Source organism: Flavobacterium sp. J49, assembly GCF_011742145.1.
Classification (GTDB): Bacteria; Bacteroidota; Bacteroidia; order Flavobacteriales; family Flavobacteriaceae; genus Flavobacterium.
In genome coordinates this window covers 210,960-228,070 of sequence record NZ_JAAQQU010000099.1, presented here as the reverse complement: position 1 = coordinate 228,070, position 17,111 = coordinate 210,960, and the positions used below count along the sequence as shown (strand labels likewise).

The following is a 17,111-nucleotide window of genomic DNA, read 5'->3' as shown; positions in this document are numbered from 1 at the left end:
TTCTTAATTCTTGGTCAAAACTACTTCAAGACTATTCGGCACTGAAATTTTTTCGATAACTAACCCCAAAAGTCGTTTAATCGACAAATTCAATGAATTCGGGGGTTTTCAGCGTTTTTATCGTGCAGTTAGTCTATAAAATGTTAAAAAAACATGCATTTCATCGATGAAAAACCAAAAATTTCTGTGAACTGCACACTCCAAATCACAAACCTTTGAGCAAATGCCAAAAAATGGCAAAATCTTCCTAAATTAGCTTCGGATTAAATTATTTACCCTAAAATGAAAGTCGAACAAAAAGGCCACACTACTATTATTAAAGATACGCTCGGACAAACAGCGGAATTTTTAATGAAAGTCACTCACGAACACAATACATATAAGAACAACAATCTCATATTGGATTTATCCCATGATAAAAATTTATCACTGGAAGACGTAAAGTCGTTTGCCGAACTAATTAAATTGCACAAAAAGCAAAAGAAATCCATAGTGCTTGTATCCGATAATGTTAATTTTAATGCCGTGCCCAAAAGCATTACCTTGGTGCCAACTCTTTTAGAAGCACACGATATTATTGAAATGGAAGAAATTGAGCGCGATTTAGGATTTTAAACCACATGAAATTAACCATATTGGGTTGCTACGCAGCCACGCCAAGAACCATAACCAATCCGACTTCACAGATATTAGAAATTCGAAACCGAATGTTTCTTATCGATTGCGGTGAAGGTACTCAGGTGCAACTGCGCAAAAACAAACTCAAGTTTTCCAAAATCAACCACATCTTTATTTCACATTTGCACGGTGATCATTTTTATGGACTCGTGGGATTGATTTCTACCTTTATGTTGTTGAACCGCCAAACCGATTTGCACGTTTACGGTCCCAAAGGCATCAAAGAAATTATCTTATTGCAATTGCGTTATTCCAATTCGTTTACCGGTTACAATCTGTATTTCCATGAACTGGAGTCTAAGGAAAGCGAAGTGGTGTTTGAAGACGAAAAAGTTATCGTCAAAACCATTCCGTTGAAACATCGGGTGTACACCAACGGTTATTTGTTCCAAGAGAAACCTAAAGAACGCAAACTCAATGTCGAAGCGGTTGAGAAGTATAAAATAGATACCGCTTACTTCAGAAAAATAAAATACGGAGGCGATATTACACTCGACAACGGAAAAATAATTCCCAATGCCGAATTGTCCTTTGACCCTGAACCGACCAAAAGCTATGCCTTTTGCAGCGATACCATGTATGACGAAAGCATTATTCCGCTGATTCAAGATGTTGATGTCTTGTACCACGAAACTACTTTCCTGGAAAGTGAAGCAGATAAAGCCGAAAAGACCATGCACAGTACCGCCAAAGAAGCCGCAAGAATCGCCAAGTTGGCCAACGTCAAACAATTGCTTCTTGGACACTACAGTACACGCTACAGCAGCATTGAGTTGTTTAAAGAAGAAGCCGAAACGATATTTCCTAATGTATTGTTGGGCGACGACGGCAAGGTATTCGATTTTGGATAATGTCAGGCTGAGTTTGTCGAATTCAGGAGCGAAGGGCTAGGGATTTATCGGTAATGGCAATTCCTGCTGTCCGTTGCAATCTTATTGTATTTTCCTTTCGCTTCGCTTCAGGATAATCCAAAAGGATTTCCACTGCCATCAGGGCTAAAAAGTTATCCGTTTTATATTCTGAAAACTTAGTAACTTTACCACATACAAGCACATTATACAATGAAAGACTTAAGCAACTACAGAAAATCCTATGAAAAGAGCGAACTTTTGGAAACCAACATTCCCGAAGATCCTATCAATCTTTTTCACAAATGGTTTTACGAAACTGAAGAATATGGAGGAATAGAAGAGGTTAACGCCATGACGGTTGCTACCATAGGCTTAGACGGATTCCCTAAGAGTAGAGTAGTGCTGCTCAAAAAATTCAATGAAGAAGGTTTTATTTTCTACACCAATTACAATTCCGAAAAAGGAAAAGCCATACTCAACAATCCTAAGGTTTGTTTGTCTTTCTTTTGGCACAGTCAAGAGCGACAAGTTATCATAAAGGGAATCGCTGAGAAAACAACCGATATCATTTCCGATAATTATTTTGATTCCAGACCCGACGGAAGTAAACTGGGCGCCATTGTTTCTTCGCAAAGCGAAACCATTCCGTCACGAGAATACTTAGATAATAAACTAAAGGAACTCGAAAAAGAATTCGAAGGCCAACCCATTCCAAGACCCGATTATTGGGGCGGATTTTTAGTGCGTCCCGTTGAAGTTGAGTTTTGGCAGGGAAGGCCCAACAGGCTACACGACAGAATCAGATACCGTTTGTTAGCCGACTATAATTGGCAAATTGATAGACTTTCACCTTAAATCATATAAAAAATCCTGAAAATTATATAAACCACTCATCGGAGTGGTTTTTTAGTTTTGTCAATATGGTATAACAAACTGTTGAAACGCATAAATAAGTAAGAATATATCTTATTAAAAAATAAAAAAGATGCATTTCATCGATTTTATTTGTGTTTTAATCGATGTTTGTACTAATATTGCTCAACCAAATCAAACAATACGTTCTTAAAATATTCTATAAAGTGTTTGCCCCACATCTACTTTATTATAATCTGTCAACATTAATCGAAATAAAGTGTTTGCCCCACATCTACTTTATTAAAAAAACTTAACCTACTACTATGAAAGCAAAAATGTTTAGAGCATTGTTGCCGTTAGCAATCGTGTTCACTATGGTATCTTGTTCTTCTGATTCAGAAGAAGCAACAACAGACAAAAAAGTTGTAACTACCTATAATTACAACGAAACCGAATCAAAATTAGTCGTACTAATTAATGATTATCGCGCAAGTCTTGGCCTTAATACCTTAGAAGTGATCAATCATATCTCTTACAAATCGGAAGAGCATAATTATTATATGATTGATAACAATGTATTTAACCACGATTACTTTCAACAACGTTCTGATAATTTAATCAGAGTTTTAGGCGCTGAAAAAGTGGGCGAGAATATTGCCTACAATTACCAAACGGCTGAAAGTGCATTTGCAGCTTGGTTAAGCAGCCCAGGACACAAAGACAACATTGAAGGTGATTACACGCACTTAGGAATATCAGTTACAACCAATCCGGACACCGGAAGAAAATATTACACCAACATGTTTATAAAAAAATAGTTTGATTATTGTTTTGTTTGATTTTGACAGATCGCTAAAAACCCGTTTCCCCAAGCGGGTTTTTTTGTTTTATATCATGTCTTCAGGTTTTACCCAAGCCTCAAAATCTTCCGCAGACACATAACCCAATCGAATCGCTTCTTCTTTTAGAGTTGTTCCGTTTTTATGGGCGTATTGTGCAATTTCAGCGGCTTTGTAATAGCCTATTTTGGTATTTAAAGCCGTGACCAGCATTAGAGAATTGTCAAGCAATTCCTTGATGCGTTTTTGATTCGGTTGAATTCCTTGGGCGCAATGTTCATCAAAAGAAATACAAGCTTCGCCGATTAGTGTTGCCGATTGTAAAAAATTGGCCGCTATAACAGGTTTAAAAACATTCAACTCAAAATGACCTTGCATGCCGCCAATTGAAATGGCTACATCATTTCCTAATACTTGAGCACAAACCATGGTCAGCGCTTCGCACTGGGTTGGGTTCACTTTTCCCGGCATGATAGAAGAACCCGGTTCATTTTCAGGGATAAGGATTTCACCGATTCCAGAGCGTGGACCGGAAGCCAACAGTCTGATATCGTTTGCGATTTTATTTAAGGAAACCGCCAGTTGTTTCAGAGCACTGTGTGTTTCCACTATGGCATCGTGTGAGGCCAAAGCTTCAAATTTATTGGGCGCTGTTACAAATGGATGACCGGTGAACTGAGCTATATAGTCAGCCACTTTGGTATCATAACCGTTGGGTGCGTTCAAACCTGTTCCTACAGCGGTTCCGCCTAAGGCTATTTCGGACAAATGAGGCAAAGTATTTTTTAGCGCTTTTAAACCGTAATTTAGTTGGGCTACATAACCGGAAAGTTCTTGTCCTAAGGTTAATGGCGTGGCATCCATCAAATGCGTTCTCCCGATTTTGACGGTATTTTTAAATTCTTTGGCCTTGAGGTCTAAAGTAACGAGAAGTTTTTCAATTCCCGGAATAGTAATTTCAATGACAGCTTTATAGGCTGCAATGTGCATGGCCGTTGGAAAAGTGTCGTTAGACGATTGGGATTTGTTGACATCATCATTGGCCTTTACCAATTGCTCACCTTCCCCAATTTTGAAACCGGCCAAGACTTGCGCCCGATTGGCGATGACTTCGTTGACATTCATATTGCTTTGTGTACCCGAACCGGTTTGCCAAATGACTAACGGAAATTGGTCGTTTAATTTACCGGTTAGGATTTCCTCGCAAACTTGGGCTATGGCATCGCGTTTTTCGACCGATAAAACCCCTAAGTCGCAGTTGGTAAAAGCAGCGGCTTTTTTCAGATAGGCAAAACCTTCTATGATGGTGAAAGGCATGGAAGCGCTTGGGCCTATTTTGAAATTGTTGCGAGAACGTTCGGTTTGGGCGCCCCAATATTTATCGGCGGGTACTTTTACTTCGCCCATGGTATCTTTTTCTAATCTAAATTCCATATTGTGCAGTTTTATAGTTTAGCCCCGATTGCAGCTGGCTACCGTGTAGCGCGGAAAGCGGGAAATAGCTCCTTAAAATTACGTCAAAAATTGTGGATAAACTATTTAATAAAAAATGTTTTGTTTTTTGGTTAGCCCAAATATTACGCTTACATTTGCGTATAATTCAAAAAAATTCCGGAAAACATGTTTGAATTTCAACAGTATTTAGGTTTCTTGGCTTTCTTAACCATTCTTACGATTGGTTTTTGGTTGATGATTTTCTTAATCACTTTCATTGTTCCTTATTGGATTTTTGGTGGTGTGAAAGAATTATTAGCGGAAAGAAAAGCCCAAAAAGAAGCCGAGCAAACAGCCTAGTTTTTAACTAGATGTTCATAAAAAAGCCCCGAAATTCGGGGCTTTTTTAATTGTTTATCCGGGGAAATCTCCGCCATCATCTTGTTGACCGTTACGCGGTTTTCTCTCTTTTTCATTTTTCTGTACGTTGAATCGGTAGGTAAACGAGAAGTTGATTTGTCGAACTCTCCATTGCATTTCGCCATAAGAGTCTACTTGTCCGGGAATATAAGTTTCAGAAATTCTTTTTCTGGAATTGAATACATCGCTTACATTTAGTGAAACGGTTCCTTTGTCTTTTAAAATATCTTTGCTGAAACCAAGGTTCATACTAAAATTGCCTAAACTTTTTCCTTGGGCTTGTTTTTGTTCACCGTTGTAAGTTGCATTGGTTTGCCAATCTATTTTATAAGGCAAGGTTATTTTTGAGGTTAGTCGGGTAAACCAAGAAGTGGCACTAAAATCAAAATTTTGGGATACTAGATTGTCATTAAAATCGGTATAAGTGTAATCTCCATCCGTTTCGTTGTAGAAGAAGTTGAAATTACTGTTTAATTTCCACCATTTGTAAGGTGAATAATTTAAGGTAAATTCAAATCCAACTCTGTATTGTGTAGCCAAATTTATTGGCGTAGTAATGATTACCGGAATATTGTTTTGTAATTCACCACTTGGTCTTCTTACCCATTGAAATGAATCGTTTGTTTTGTTACCGTAAAGCGAAGTGTTGAAAGTTAATTTGTTCCAACGTTTGATGAATCCTAAATCGATTGCATCGGTAAAAGCCGGATTTAAATCGGGATTACCTATAAAGATATTTACGTTGCTGGATAAGTTATTAAACGGATTTAACATTCTTCCTCTTGGTCTTTGAATTCTTCTACTATAACTAATGGAAGCACTGGTTTGTTCTCCAATTTCATAGGTGAAAAAAGCACTCGGAAAGAAATTATCGTACTTTTTGTTATTGAAATCATCGGTTGCTAATTGGTTAACATGAATATTGGAATCTTCCCAACGCGCACCAAAAAGGAAAGAGAATTTTTTAACTTTAAAACCATAACTTGAGTAAAATGCACTCACATATTCTTTGTATTCTAGAGTATTGGTGAATTGTGGCTCCGGAATACCGTCATTGATTACACTATAGTTGGTAGTGTTTTTTGAATAATCACCTTTGTAACCGAATTCGAATTGGCTTCCTTTTCCAATAGGATAAACATAGTCTGCTTGAAATAAATTTCTGCTTTGTTTTTGATTGTTGGTGGTTTCATCTAAGCCGATAACACTGGTATTGGTTGCAGTATCAGAAATCAAAGCTAGGTTTGTGTCAGTATTGGAAGAAAATGAACCGTCAACGGTTAGTTTGTGGCCTTCTTTCTTGAAGTTTTTAGTAAAGTTGGTTGAGTATTCTACATTCTTACTTTTACTGTCTTCGTAGTTTATACGATTTCTGGTGTAATCATAAACACGGTTGGCATCGTAATAGTTTTGCAACACATTATCGATATTGTCACCCATGCTTCTTCTGAAATTGACAATGTTTGTCCAAGTGAATGATTTAGTTAAGAACCAGTCGAAACCAAAATTTCCATTGTAAGATTCATTCAAACGATCATTTTCACGGGTTTCGAACAAATAGTTTCTGGTTGAATTATCACCGTTTAAATACCTCGAGTTTGTTAAAGCTTTTCCGGGACTGTTTCGATTGCTGTAACCTTGAGTGGTAAACAAGTTAAAATTTTCTTCTTTGTAGTTTAGTGTTCCGCTCAAACTATTGTTTTTTGGATCTCCAATGCCACCGATGAATGTTCCGTTGATGCCTTGGTTTTTTCCTTTTTTCAGAATGATGTTTAATAATCCGCCGCCGCCTTCAGCATCATAACGCGCTGATGGATTGGTGATTACTTCCACTTTATCTATAGCATCAGCGGGTATTAAACGCAATGCTTCAGTAATATTTATGGCATTTGATGGTCGGCCGTCAATTAAGATTCTCACGTTTTCATTACCTCGCAAACTCACATTTCCTTCTACATCCACAGAAACTGAAGGGATATTGTCTAATACGTCGCTAACGGTTCCGCCTTTGACCATTAAATCGTTCCCAACATTGTATACTTTTTTATCCAGTTTTATTTCAACAGTTGTTTTTTCGGCTCTTACGACTACTTCGTTTAACTGGGTGGCGTCTTCTTCTAAAGAAATGGTACCCAAATTAGTATTACCTGAAAGTTTTTTTGCTTTGATTTCGGTTGGTTTAAACGAAATAAATTCGACTATGATATCAAATTCACCTGCCGCAGCATCTACCGAAAAACTACCTTTATTGTCTGTAATTGCGCCAAAAATTTGTTTAGGATTTTTAGTGTTTTTTAAAGTAATGGTAGCGTATTCTAAAGGAATCTTGCTTGTTTTTTCAATCACATTTCCTGTGACAACTATTTTAGTCCGCGCAGGATTTTGTTGTGCTAATGCTAAAAAAGAGCAACAAAATAATAGGAGTGTTGAGATAATCTTAATTTTTTTCATCTAAAATGTTTTGATTCTTGCTTAAGAATGCAAAAGTACACTTTGGTTTAAGCGACAATTCCCAAATCTTTGTTAAAAATAAACTGCCTATTTCAGAGGAATTTTTCGAGTTTTTCAAGATCTCTACCAATGATGGCTTTAGGACCATTGATTACAATTGGTCTTTCTATCAAGATAGGATATTCTGCTAATGCCTTGATAATTTGCTTGTCGGTCAATGTTTTGCCTTTGAAATTTTCAATCCATACGGTTTCTTTTTGACGAACCAACACAATGGGTTTGAGGTTTAATTTAGTAATCAATTCATTTAACTCACTTTCAGAAAGCGGGTTTTGCAAATAGTTTCTGATTTCGTATTCGACTTTTGAATTTTCAAGGAAAGCCAAGCAATTTCTTGATTTTCCGCATCTTGGATTGTGGAGTATTTGTAACATCTTTTTTTTGGCAAAGTAATAGATATTAATAGAAAAAACTTAATTTAGGCGAAACAAAAATTGCTAAATCATGTTTATAGAAAACGGGTTTTTTCCGGAAAATAAATTTTGGAAATACATACTAGGTTCAATATTAATAATTCTCGCGTCAACAATCGGACAGATACCTTTTGCCGTTGCAGTAGCGGTGAAAGCTTTTTCTTCTGGGGAAACCTATCCAACCACTAACGAAGCGGTAATGAAATTTTTATCGCCCAATCTTACTTTGTTTTTGTTGCTTTTGTCATTTGCTTTTGGGTTTGCGGCGATTATTTTGGTGGTCAGATTTTTTCACAAACAAACACTTTTATCGGTCACTACTTCTCGAGCCAAAGTTGATTGGGGAAGAATCTTTTTTGCTTTTTTTGTTTGGGCAATTTTTACGGTAGGTTCAACGGTTGCCCTATATTATTCTACACCGGAAAATTTCACTTGGAATTTTAAACCCTTTCCGTTTATGATATTGGCCATTATAGGAATTCTGCTGATTCCCATTCAAACCAGTACCGAGGAATATGTATTTAGAGGATATTTAATGCAAGGCTTTGCCGTTTTGGCCAAGAACAGATGGTTTCCATTGGTGATGACCTCAGTAATATTCGGAACCATGCACATTGCAAATCCCGAAGTCGAAAAAATGGGTTATGTTGTTTTGGTTTATTATATCGGTACCGGACTTTTCCTTGGCGTTATTACCTTGATGGATGAAGGCATGGAGTTGGCTTTAGGTTTTCATGCGGCCAATAATTTGGTTACGGCTTTACTCGTTACTTCTGATTGGTCAGCTTTCCAAACCGATTCTGTGCTGAAAGATGTATCGACACCTTCGGTAGGATTTGAAATTTTGACACCAATCATTATTATTTTTCCGTTACTATTATTTATCTTTAGTAAAAAATACAATTGGACCAACTGGAGAGAAAAACTAACCGGAAATATTGTCAGCGAAGAATCCACCCAAAACAGCGAAAGTCATGAATAGTCCAACATACGAAAACGTACACAATCAATTTAAATTGAATGGATTTCATCTCAATCGAGAAGATTTATGTCGTGTGGCCTACAGTTTTATTAAAGAAGGAGAAGATTTTGAGAAACCGGTAGGTGATTTTCTTTTAGATTGGTTTGACAGCAAAGATTATATTGAAATGCAAACTTCGGGTACGACCGGAACACCTAAAACAATAAGTGTAAGTAAACAAGCCATGGTCGAATCGGCTCTGGCAACCGGAGATTTTTTTGAATTACAACCCGGAAATAAGGCGCTGCAATGTTTACCGGTAAAATATGTGGCCGGAAAAATGATGTTGGTTCGCGCCATGATTCTCGGTTTGGATTTAGAATTTGTAGCACCAAGCTCGCATCCAATGCGTCACAACGAAATTGATTTTGATTTTGTGGCCATGGTACCGTTACAAGCTCAAAACTCATTACCCGAATTGAAGAAAGTAAAGAAAATGATTGTTGGTGGTGCAGCCATTAATAAAAATTTGGAGAAGCAATTGTTGAAACTGCCTACCCAAGTTTTTGAAACCTATGGTATGACCGAGACAATCACACATATAGCCGCCCGTAAGTTGGGAGAAAAGGCCTTCACAGTTTTACCGGGTGTTACGATTTCGTATGACGACAGAAATTGTTTGGTAATACATGCTCCTCGAATTTCCGATGATGTTATTGTAACCAACGATATTGTAGAATTGGTCAACGAAAATCAATTTGTGTTTTTAGGTCGAATGGATAACGTGATTAACAGTGGCGGGATAAAATTAATTCCGGAGCAAATAGAGGAGAAGTTAGCACACAAAATACACCAGCGTTTCTTTATTACTTCTAAACCTGATGCTGAGTTGGGTGAAAAAGTAGTTTTGGTTATTGAAGGTGAGAAACACGATTTAGGAGATGATATTTATGAAGACTTAGACAAATATGAAAAGCCTAAAGAGTTGATTTTTATTGCCAAATTCAAAGAAACCGGTAGTGGAAAAGTCATTAGGAAAGAAACCATGCAATAAATCAAAAACGCACTAGAGTAATCAAACCTTAGTGCGTTTTTTTTGTTGTTATGGGAATTACAACATTTATTTTTGCATTTTGAAATAGTAGTCTGCCGAATGTTTACCGCTTCCGTAAATAGTGTAAAAAACACTGAGTGCCAAGGTAACTGTGGCTACCAGTAAATTCATCGCATTCATTTCGCCAATGAAATTGATTAAAACCGCACCCAACAGAATCGGTAATTGGGCAATCAAAGCCCAGCGTGTCAATAACCCGAAAATAATCATAATCCCGCCCATAATATGAGCCGAAGCAATGTAGTGGAAAGTCAACATGCCGCCGAGAAAATTACTAACCGGAGCAATTAAGTCTTCAAAATCCCTACTATTACTGATAAAATAAGCGCCTTTATAAATCAAAAATACACCTAGAAGAATTCTGAGCGTATCAAACCAAATTGTCGAATGAGCATTCGCCCATTTGTTCAAACCTTTTACTGAAGTATCCATAATAAGTAAGTTTAAAGTTTAATCTAAGTTACTATTTATTAATTAGATACGAAAAAAAATCATTCTTTTTTTAGTTGTGTTATCGCGTCAAGATGAAAAATTTATTGGCTAATATCTTAACTTGACTGATTTCTTTGACTTTTAAGTCTGTAGCAACCCAATTGTTTTTAGGGTAAATTCTGATGGTTTTGCTATCTAAAACAAGATCAACAGGCATTTCAAAGTCGGCTTCTACATTAGTCCAGCGCGCTTCTAACTTGTTATTGGTTGTCTTTAATTCTAGTTTAGGGATAGTAGTTTTGTTTAAATACTGGTTAAAAATCGGAGTCAAATTCATCCCGCTCTCTTTATTGAAAAAAGCAATAACGGTTTCGTTATCAATGATTTTATGTCTGAAAGTATTAGAATAATCCAAAATCATTTTCCACCATTTGGCATCATCATTCACAACATGTCGTAAGGTATTGAGCAACAAAGCTCCTTTGGGATACATATCACCCGAGCCTTCATTGTTTACACCATAATGACCAATGATTGGTCGGTCGTTTTGAACATTCATGCGCAAACCGTTGGCGTATTGCATCGCTTTTTCATAACCTAATGTGCATTCAACATAAACAATTTCTGTATATTGGGTGAAGCCTTCGTGTATCCACATATCAGCAATATCTTTCGATGTGATGCTGTTTCCAAACCATTCATGACCACTTTCGTGTATGGTAATATAATCAAAAGTTAGCCCTATGCCTGTCCCGGATAAATCCATTCCGAGATAGCCTTTAAAATATTTATTGCCATAAGCTACAGCACTTTGGTGTTCCATACCTAAATAAGAAGTTTCAACTAATTTATAGCCGTCGTCTTTAAACGGATACTCTCCAAATTTACTTTGGAAACAATCCATCATCGGTTTTACCTCTTCAAAATGGGCTTTGGCTTTGGCTTCGTTTTCTCGCAGTACATAGTAATCCAAGTCCAATCCTTTGTAGTTATCGTGTAGGTGAACATAATCGGCAATATTCACTGTGATGTCATAGGTATTGATAGGATTTTTAACTTCCCAATCCCAACGCGTGTAGCCATTTTTCAAATCTTCTGAACCCAAGAATCTACCGTTAGAAACATTCATCAAACCATTGGGAACAGCTACTTTGATGCTTGCACCTCTGTCCGGTTCGTCACTTTGAGAATCTTTTACCGGATACCACAAACTCGCACCGGTTCCTTGAACAGCAACGCCAATCCAATCTTTACCGTTGGAGTCTTGTGAAAAGACAAAACCGCCGTCCCAAGGTGCACGACGCGCAATAATAGGTTTTCCGGAATAGTAAAATTTAATCGACTGTTCCGGCATATCTCTTAATAAAGGTGTTGGGAAATTGATAAAAACAGCATCAAATTCTCTTTCATAGCTTAGTCTTCGCTTGTTGTAAACGATACTGTCAACTTTCATGTTCTCAAACAAATCGATTTGAATGGCTGTGGTATTTTCTACCGGTTTAAAAGTTATCTCATTGTAACCGACGATTGTTTTAGCTTTGGGGTCAATTTTAATATTCAAATCATAGCGCAATACATCAAAAGATGTTCGTTCCGGGCGCAATCCACCTTGCAGCGTATCTTTTCGAGTAAATACTTTTTGAGCCGTTAATGATTGAAAACCCAACAGTAATAAGGAACAACCTATCAATTTTTTCATATGGAAAGTGTTTTTCAATGAGTCTCAAAACTCACGATTTGTTACGAATCTAAAATGCAGCAGCTACAGTAACTGTAACGGTTTCTTTTGAAATGGGATGACTAAAAGTAATACTTTCTGCATGCAAATGCAAACGATTCGCTTTGGTTCCATATAAATCGTCACCTACTATTGGGGTATTAAGGCCCAAATTATGTGCAGCATGTACTCGAAGTTGGTGCGTTCTGCCGGTAATCGGGTAGAAGTAGACTAAGGTTTGATTATTTCTGCGTTCAATCACTTCCCATTTTGTCTGAGCCGTTTTTCCGTGTTCATAGCAAACCATCTGATTCGGGCGATTGTCCAAATCTACACGCAAAGGCAAATCAATCAAGCCGCTATCTTCTTTTAATAAGCCATCAAGTAAAGCCACGTAACGCTTTTTGACTTTTCTTTTAATAAATTGAGACTGTAATTCTTTGTGTATTTCTATGTTTTTAGCTATCAAAAGCAAACCGGAAGTTGCCATGTCTAAGCGATGGACTATCAATGGACCGGTCGCATTAGGATATAGTGATGCAACACGGGCCGAAACAGAATCTTTAACTTGTTTTCCCGGAACTGAAAGGAATTCAGCCGGTTTGTTTACTATGGCCAAATAATCATCTTCAAAAACTACCTCTAGTTCTTTTCCTTCAGCCGGGTTTATGCCGAATGGGTTATCGTCCATAGGGATATCTTTAAGCATGTGTGCTAAAATGGGTTCACATTTTCCGGTGCACGCAGGATAAAATTGGCCATGCTTTCTAACTTCAGACTTTGGCGATTGTCCCCACCAAAACTCCGCCATCGCTATCGGTTTTAAATGGTGTTGAAAAGCATAATGCAACAATTTTGGTGCCGCACATTCTCCTGCGCCTGCGGGTGGATTGCCGTTAAAGATTTCGGCCAAGCTTTTTAATTCTTTGTACTGGTTTAGAAAGGAATATTCCGCAAAAATTTGCTGTTGTAGGGCTGCCGATTTCAGACTGCGCTCTTCTTTGAGTTGGTTGATTTTATCGGTAAACCGACTTAGTTTTTCTTTGGTTTCAGCAAGCTGATTTTCCAAATATTCGGTCAGTTCACGAAATAGAAACTTGTCTTTTAAACTTTCCCGCACCAATTCAGCCATGATAATTTCTAAATCAGCTTTATCCGTGATTTCAGTCTGGGCTTTTTTGCGTTGTAGTTTGCGGGCCTTTTTGGCTTCGCTCATTTTGATTTTTTCGGCTTCTAATTTCGCTGAAGCCAAAGCTTTTTCTGTTTGGTATGTTTCGGTTAACAGAAGAAATTCGGGATTGTTTTCTAAAGTTTCGACTTCTAAATTGATGGCGTTGAGTTCTTTTATCCCGATTAAAAAAAAACTATTTTCTTCCAACATATCAAAAACGGTCGGCACAAATAAGGGTAAATGATTTTGGTCAGCCAGTTTTCCGGAAAAAGCCCAGAGGTAGCCCAATTCACCTTCGCTATTTTGCACTACTAAGACACCAAACATTTTTCCGATGACTAAGCCTTCTTTTTCAGTATCTAAGCCAAAATTGTGCTCAAAATCGGTTTGGGATTCGAGGTAGTTTTGCAATTCATTTGCAGCAATTCTACTTAACTCGTGCGGTTCATAATAAAATGGAAAGGTGAATTTTTCTGGTAAAGAAATACCTGAAATATCATGATTGAAAATTTGAAAAAGGGTGGAAGACATTGGATTATCTTAAAATTTTGAGTTTAATCAAGTATTTAATAATTGATTTTGCAATGCAAAAACTCAAGACAAAGATAAGTGCAAAACAGAGAAAATTGGCATCATAATGATATCCATCATAGAACAAATCCAAAATTAATCCCAATCCTTTGAATCGGTATTCGATACAATTCCCATCATCTGTAAAAAAAATAAAACCGGTTAAAATTACGACACCTATGAAAATTGGAAGTGACAAAAAGAAAGATAATATATTGACATGAATTTTAGTCAAGACTATACTTTTAACAAAAATTTCAAATTTTCTATAGTACGAATTTCAGATTTATAGAATTGCAGTGCGGTTGGCACTACTTTATCTGAAGTGTCACGAGGCGATTTTTTGACAATTCGAGCGGTCGTTCCGGTGAAGTTTAGCGTATGATCTTGATCTAAATCCTTCAATTCTGTGGTGAATTTTATAATTTTATTTTCCACTTTCCAAGTACCTTTTCCTTTCTTCGTCGTGTCGTGATTGCCACGCATGTCAACAACTCTGTTGAAACTAGTGTAAACAAATGTCTTATCGGGATTGAGTTGCATTTTATAATCCAGGATATGACCATCTTTTGCTTCAATCAAAAAATAATAGCTTCCAGAACAATCCTCTTCCGTTTGAGCAATAGTGCTGAAGCTTGTTATCAATAGCAAAATAATGAGCAGTCGTTTCATACTGATATACTTTAAACTTGTATTACTCCTAAATTAAACTTTTTCTCAATCGGCGCATGATTGGCAGCTTCGATTCCCATAGAAATCCAAGTACGCGTTTCTAACGGGTCAATTATCGCATCTGTCCACAATCTTGCTGCAGCATAATAAGGAGAAACTTGCGCATCGTATCGCGCTTTGATTTTATCGAATAATTCTTGTTCTGTTTTTTCGTCTACGGTTTCGCCTTTGGCTTTTAATGATGATGCTTCAATTTGGGCTAATACTTTGGCGGCTTGCGTTCCGCCCATTACGGCTAACTCTGCACTTGGCCAGGCGAAAATTAATCTAGGATCATAGGCTTTGCCACACATGGCGTAGTTTCCGGCACCATAAGAGTTACCAACTACCACAGTAAATTTGGGTACAACCGAATTGGAAACCGCATTCACCATTTTGGCTCCGTCTTTAATGATGCCACCGTGTTCACTTTTGGAACCAACCATAAATCCGGTTACATCTTGCACGAAAACTAACGGAATTTTCTTTTGGTTGCAATTGGCAATAAAACGAGTGGCTTTATCAGCCGAATCCGAATAAATTACACCACCAAATTGGATTTCGCCTTTTTTGGTTTTAGAAACCGTTCTTTGATTGGCAACAATACCGACAGCCCAACCGTCAATTCGGGCATAACAAGTGATGATTGATTTACCGTAATCGGGTTTGTACATGTCCATTTCGGAATTGTCGACCAAACGTTTGATGATTTCCATCATATCGTATTGTTCGGCTCTCGATTTGGGTAAAATACCATAAATTTCTTTTTCGTCTAAGGCTGGTTTTATTGCTTTTTCTCTATTAAAACCTGCTTTATCATAATCGCCTATTTTACCTACTATACTTTTAATTCTATCTAAAGCGTCTTTATCGTCTTTGGCTTTATAATCGGTCACACCAGAGATTTCGCAGTGCGTTGTAGCGCCGCCAAGCGTTTCGTTATCGATGTTTTCGCCAATGGCTGCTTTTACCAAATAACTTCCGGCCAAGAAAATGCTTCCTGTTTTATCTACTATCATGGCTTCATCACTCATAATCGGAAGATAGGCACCACCGGCAACGCAACTTCCCATAACGGCTGCAATTTGGGTAATGCCCAAGCTGCTCATGATGGCGTTGTTTCTGAAGATGCGTCCAAAATGTTCTTTATCAGGGAAAATTTCGTCTTGCATAGGTAAATACACACCGGCAGAATCGACCAAATAAATAATCGGCAAGCGATTTTCCATGGCAATTTCTTGAGCACGTAGATTTTTTTTAGCGGTAATCGGAAACCAAGCTCCGGCTTTTACGGTAGCATCATTGGCTACTACTATACATTGTTTGCCTTTGATATAACCCATTTTAACCACCACGCCACCGGAAGGACAACCTCCGTGTTCCGCATACATACCATCGCCTACAAAAGCACCGATTTCAATGCTGTTGGCTTTAGCGTCAAGCAAATAATCGATGCGCTCGCGAGCGGTCATTTTGCCTTCGGAATGTAGTTTTTCTATGCGCTTTTCGCCGCCGCCAACCCTTACTTTGGCGAAACGTTGTTTTAAATCGGTGAGTAAAAGTTTGTTGTGATCTTCGTTTTTATTGAAGTTGATGTCCATATAATGGTGTTTGTTTTATTCGGATGCTAAGCTACGAAAACGTTTTCAATAAGAGAAATCAGGGTAGAATTCGCAGCTGTTTTTTTATGTTAACAAATTGTAAAATCCGATAGAAATAGTAATAGTATATTTAATATTCACTTAACATTAGAGTAATACATTTGCATCAAATTTTAACACTATGTCAATAAACAGTATTTTCCAGTTTTTAGTTCCAAAAGATAAAAAATTCTTTCCTCTTTTTGAACAAGCCTCTTCAAATTTAGTTTTATTAGCGGAAACCTTGCACGAAGCCGTAAATGCTCCAAAAACAGAACGTGAAGATTATTTCAGAAAAATCGAAGAGTTGGAAGCAACTATCGAAGAGATTACTCATAAAACACACTTGGAATTGAGTAGAAACTTTATCACTCCTTTTGATAGAGAAGACATTCACTCCTTAATTAAAGCGATTGATAATGTGGCAGATTATATGCACGGTGCAGCGAGTAGAATGCGTTTGTACCAAGTGGAAAAAATCACCAAATCGATTCGTAAATTAACCGAAATTAATTTAGAAGCTTGTCAGTTGATTAATGTGGGTATCAAAGAATTGAAAGACATGAAAGACCACAAAGCGATAAAAGATACTTGTAAAAAAATCAATAAATTAGAAAGCAAAGCCGATTCAGTATTTGATAAAGCGGTAGCGGATATCTTTGAAAATGAGACTGATGTAAAAAACATCATCAAATACAAAGAAGTACTTTCTGCTTTGGAGTCAGCTTCAGACAAATGTAAAAGTGTTTCCAACGTAATGGAACAAATTTCAGTAAAACATTCATAAACAGTTA

16 protein-coding genes are annotated in these 17,111 nt (G+C 37.3%); 8 read left to right on the top strand and 8 right to left on the bottom strand.

The window, feature by feature from the left end; translation table 11 throughout:
• Nucleotides 1–282: 282 nt before the first annotated feature.
• The 4 genes from HA632_RS05340 (at nucleotide 283) to HA632_RS05325 (ending at nucleotide 3,202) form a co-directional block, all read left to right on the top strand.
• A complete protein-coding gene (locus HA632_RS05340; RefSeq protein ID WP_176306178.1) occupies nucleotides 283–615 on the top strand; it encodes a ribonuclease Z in 333 nt (110 codons plus the stop codon).
• A gap of 5 nt (nucleotides 616–620) precedes the next feature.
• Nucleotides 621–1,529 carry a ribonuclease Z gene (locus tag HA632_RS05335; protein WP_176306177.1) on the top strand — a complete coding sequence of 303 codons (909 nt, stop codon included), beginning with the start codon at nucleotides 621–623 and terminating at the stop codon, nucleotides 1,527–1,529.
• 210 nt (nucleotides 1,530–1,739) lie between these two features.
• Complete coding sequence (pdxH, locus tag HA632_RS05330) at nucleotides 1,740–2,384, top strand: pyridoxamine 5'-phosphate oxidase (RefSeq protein ID WP_176306176.1); 645 nt, start codon at nucleotides 1,740–1,742, stop codon at nucleotides 2,382–2,384.
• Nucleotides 2,385–2,707: 323 nt separating this feature from the next.
• Nucleotides 2,708–3,202 (top strand): CAP domain-containing protein, encoded by a 495-nt coding sequence (locus HA632_RS05325; protein ID WP_176306175.1) that lies wholly within the window; start codon nucleotides 2,708–2,710, stop codon nucleotides 3,200–3,202.
• A gap of 69 nt (nucleotides 3,203–3,271) precedes the next feature.
• Here HA632_RS05325 and fumC read toward each other — a convergent pair whose 3' ends face one another.
• Entirely contained in the window at nucleotides 3,272–4,657 is a 1,386-nt protein-coding gene (fumC, locus tag HA632_RS05320) for a class II fumarate hydratase (protein ID WP_176306174.1), read from the bottom strand.
• A 186-nt stretch (nucleotides 4,658–4,843) separates the two neighbouring features.
• Between fumC and HA632_RS05315 the strand changes: the two genes are divergently transcribed.
• The gene (locus HA632_RS05315) at nucleotides 4,844–5,017 is read left to right on the top strand and encodes a hypothetical protein (RefSeq protein ID WP_171223207.1); all 174 of its coding nucleotides are present in this window, start codon (nucleotides 4,844–4,846) and stop codon (nucleotides 5,015–5,017) included.
• A gap of 54 nt (nucleotides 5,018–5,071) precedes the next feature.
• Here the strand turns inward: HA632_RS05315 and HA632_RS05310 are convergent, their stop codons facing one another.
• Both HA632_RS05310 and HA632_RS05305 read right to left on the bottom strand, forming a co-directional pair.
• A complete protein-coding gene (locus HA632_RS05310) occupies nucleotides 5,072–7,528 on the bottom strand; it encodes an outer membrane beta-barrel family protein (protein ID WP_176306173.1) in 2,457 nt (818 codons plus the stop codon).
• Between the two features lie 92 nt (nucleotides 7,529–7,620).
• Nucleotides 7,621–7,962 (bottom strand): arsenate reductase family protein, encoded by a 342-nt coding sequence (locus tag HA632_RS05305; RefSeq protein ID WP_176306172.1) that lies wholly within the window; start codon nucleotides 7,960–7,962, stop codon nucleotides 7,621–7,623.
• A gap of 70 nt (nucleotides 7,963–8,032) precedes the next feature.
• Here HA632_RS05305 and HA632_RS05300 point away from each other — a divergent pair, with 70 nt between their 5' ends.
• Together HA632_RS05300 and HA632_RS05295 are read left to right on the top strand one after the other, a co-directional pair.
• Nucleotides 8,033–8,983: a CPBP family intramembrane glutamic endopeptidase gene (locus HA632_RS05300; RefSeq protein WP_176306171.1), complete on the top strand. Its 951-nt coding sequence runs from the start codon at nucleotides 8,033–8,035 to the stop codon at nucleotides 8,981–8,983.
• On the top strand, nucleotides 8,976–10,016 hold the full coding sequence (locus tag HA632_RS05295) for an AMP-binding protein (RefSeq protein WP_176306170.1): 1,041 nt from the start codon (nucleotides 8,976–8,978) through the stop codon (nucleotides 10,014–10,016). The genes HA632_RS05300 and HA632_RS05295 overlap by 8 nt, the downstream gene beginning before the upstream one ends.
• A gap of 66 nt (nucleotides 10,017–10,082) precedes the next feature.
• On the opposite strand, the gene HA632_RS05290 is transcribed toward HA632_RS05295, so the two are convergent.
• The 5 genes from HA632_RS05290 to HA632_RS05270 form a co-directional block, all read right to left on the bottom strand.
• A complete protein-coding gene (locus tag HA632_RS05290; protein WP_176306169.1) occupies nucleotides 10,083–10,508 on the bottom strand; it encodes a DoxX family protein in 426 nt (141 codons plus the stop codon).
• 79 nt (nucleotides 10,509–10,587) lie between these two features.
• Complete coding sequence (locus tag HA632_RS05285) at nucleotides 10,588–12,207, bottom strand: M1 family metallopeptidase (protein ID WP_176306168.1); 1,620 nt, start codon at nucleotides 12,205–12,207, stop codon at nucleotides 10,588–10,590.
• A 49-nt stretch (nucleotides 12,208–12,256) separates the two neighbouring features.
• Nucleotides 12,257–13,927 carry an RluA family pseudouridine synthase gene (locus tag HA632_RS05280; RefSeq protein WP_176306167.1) on the bottom strand — a complete coding sequence of 557 codons (1,671 nt, stop codon included), beginning with the start codon at nucleotides 13,925–13,927 and terminating at the stop codon, nucleotides 12,257–12,259.
• A gap of 276 nt (nucleotides 13,928–14,203) precedes the next feature.
• Nucleotides 14,204–14,638: a hypothetical protein gene (locus HA632_RS05275; RefSeq protein ID WP_176306166.1), complete on the bottom strand. Its 435-nt coding sequence runs from the start codon at nucleotides 14,636–14,638 to the stop codon at nucleotides 14,204–14,206.
• Between the two features lie 11 nt (nucleotides 14,639–14,649).
• Nucleotides 14,650–16,278, bottom strand: coding sequence for an acyl-CoA carboxylase subunit beta (locus HA632_RS05270; RefSeq protein ID WP_176306165.1), 1,629 nt, complete (start codon nucleotides 16,276–16,278; stop codon nucleotides 14,650–14,652).
• 181 nt (nucleotides 16,279–16,459) lie between these two features.
• Between HA632_RS05270 and HA632_RS05265 the strand changes: the two genes are divergently transcribed.
• Nucleotides 16,460–17,104 (top strand): DUF47 domain-containing protein, encoded by a 645-nt coding sequence (locus HA632_RS05265; protein ID WP_171223217.1) that lies wholly within the window; start codon nucleotides 16,460–16,462, stop codon nucleotides 17,102–17,104.
• The last annotated feature ends 7 nt before the right edge of the window (nucleotides 17,105–17,111 follow it).

Coding starts and splice junctions, on each gene's coding strand:
- HA632_RS05270 (WP_176306165.1), bottom strand. CDS start 16,278: ATGGACATCAACTTCAATAAAAACGAAGATCACAACAAACTTTTACTC.
- HA632_RS05265 (WP_171223217.1), top strand. CDS start 16,460: ATGTCAATAAACAGTATTTTCCAGTTTTTAGTTCCAAAAGATAAAAAA.
- HA632_RS05340 (WP_176306178.1), top strand. CDS start 283: ATGAAAGTCGAACAAAAAGGCCACACTACTATTATTAAAGATACGCTC.
- HA632_RS05315 (WP_171223207.1), top strand. CDS start 4,844: ATGTTTGAATTTCAACAGTATTTAGGTTTCTTGGCTTTCTTAACCATT.
- HA632_RS05295 (WP_176306170.1), top strand. CDS start 8,976: ATGAATAGTCCAACATACGAAAACGTACACAATCAATTTAAATTGAAT.
- fumC (WP_176306174.1), bottom strand. CDS start 4,657: ATGGAATTTAGATTAGAAAAAGATACCATGGGCGAAGTAAAAGTACCC.
- HA632_RS05305 (WP_176306172.1), bottom strand. CDS start 7,962: ATGTTACAAATACTCCACAATCCAAGATGCGGAAAATCAAGAAATTGC.
- HA632_RS05300 (WP_176306171.1), top strand. CDS start 8,033: ATGTTTATAGAAAACGGGTTTTTTCCGGAAAATAAATTTTGGAAATAC.
- pdxH (WP_176306176.1), top strand. CDS start 1,740: ATGAAAGACTTAAGCAACTACAGAAAATCCTATGAAAAGAGCGAACTT.
- HA632_RS05280 (WP_176306167.1), bottom strand. CDS start 13,927: ATGTCTTCCACCCTTTTTCAAATTTTCAATCATGATATTTCAGGTATT.
- HA632_RS05285 (WP_176306168.1), bottom strand. CDS start 12,207: ATGAAAAAATTGATAGGTTGTTCCTTATTACTGTTGGGTTTTCAATCA.
- HA632_RS05325 (WP_176306175.1), top strand. CDS start 2,708: ATGAAAGCAAAAATGTTTAGAGCATTGTTGCCGTTAGCAATCGTGTTC.
- HA632_RS05335 (WP_176306177.1), top strand. CDS start 621: ATGAAATTAACCATATTGGGTTGCTACGCAGCCACGCCAAGAACCATA.
- HA632_RS05310 (WP_176306173.1), bottom strand. CDS start 7,528: ATGAAAAAAATTAAGATTATCTCAACACTCCTATTATTTTGTTGCTCT.
- HA632_RS05290 (WP_176306169.1), bottom strand. CDS start 10,508: ATGGATACTTCAGTAAAAGGTTTGAACAAATGGGCGAATGCTCATTCG.
- HA632_RS05275 (WP_176306166.1), bottom strand. CDS start 14,638: ATGAAACGACTGCTCATTATTTTGCTATTGATAACAAGCTTCAGCACT.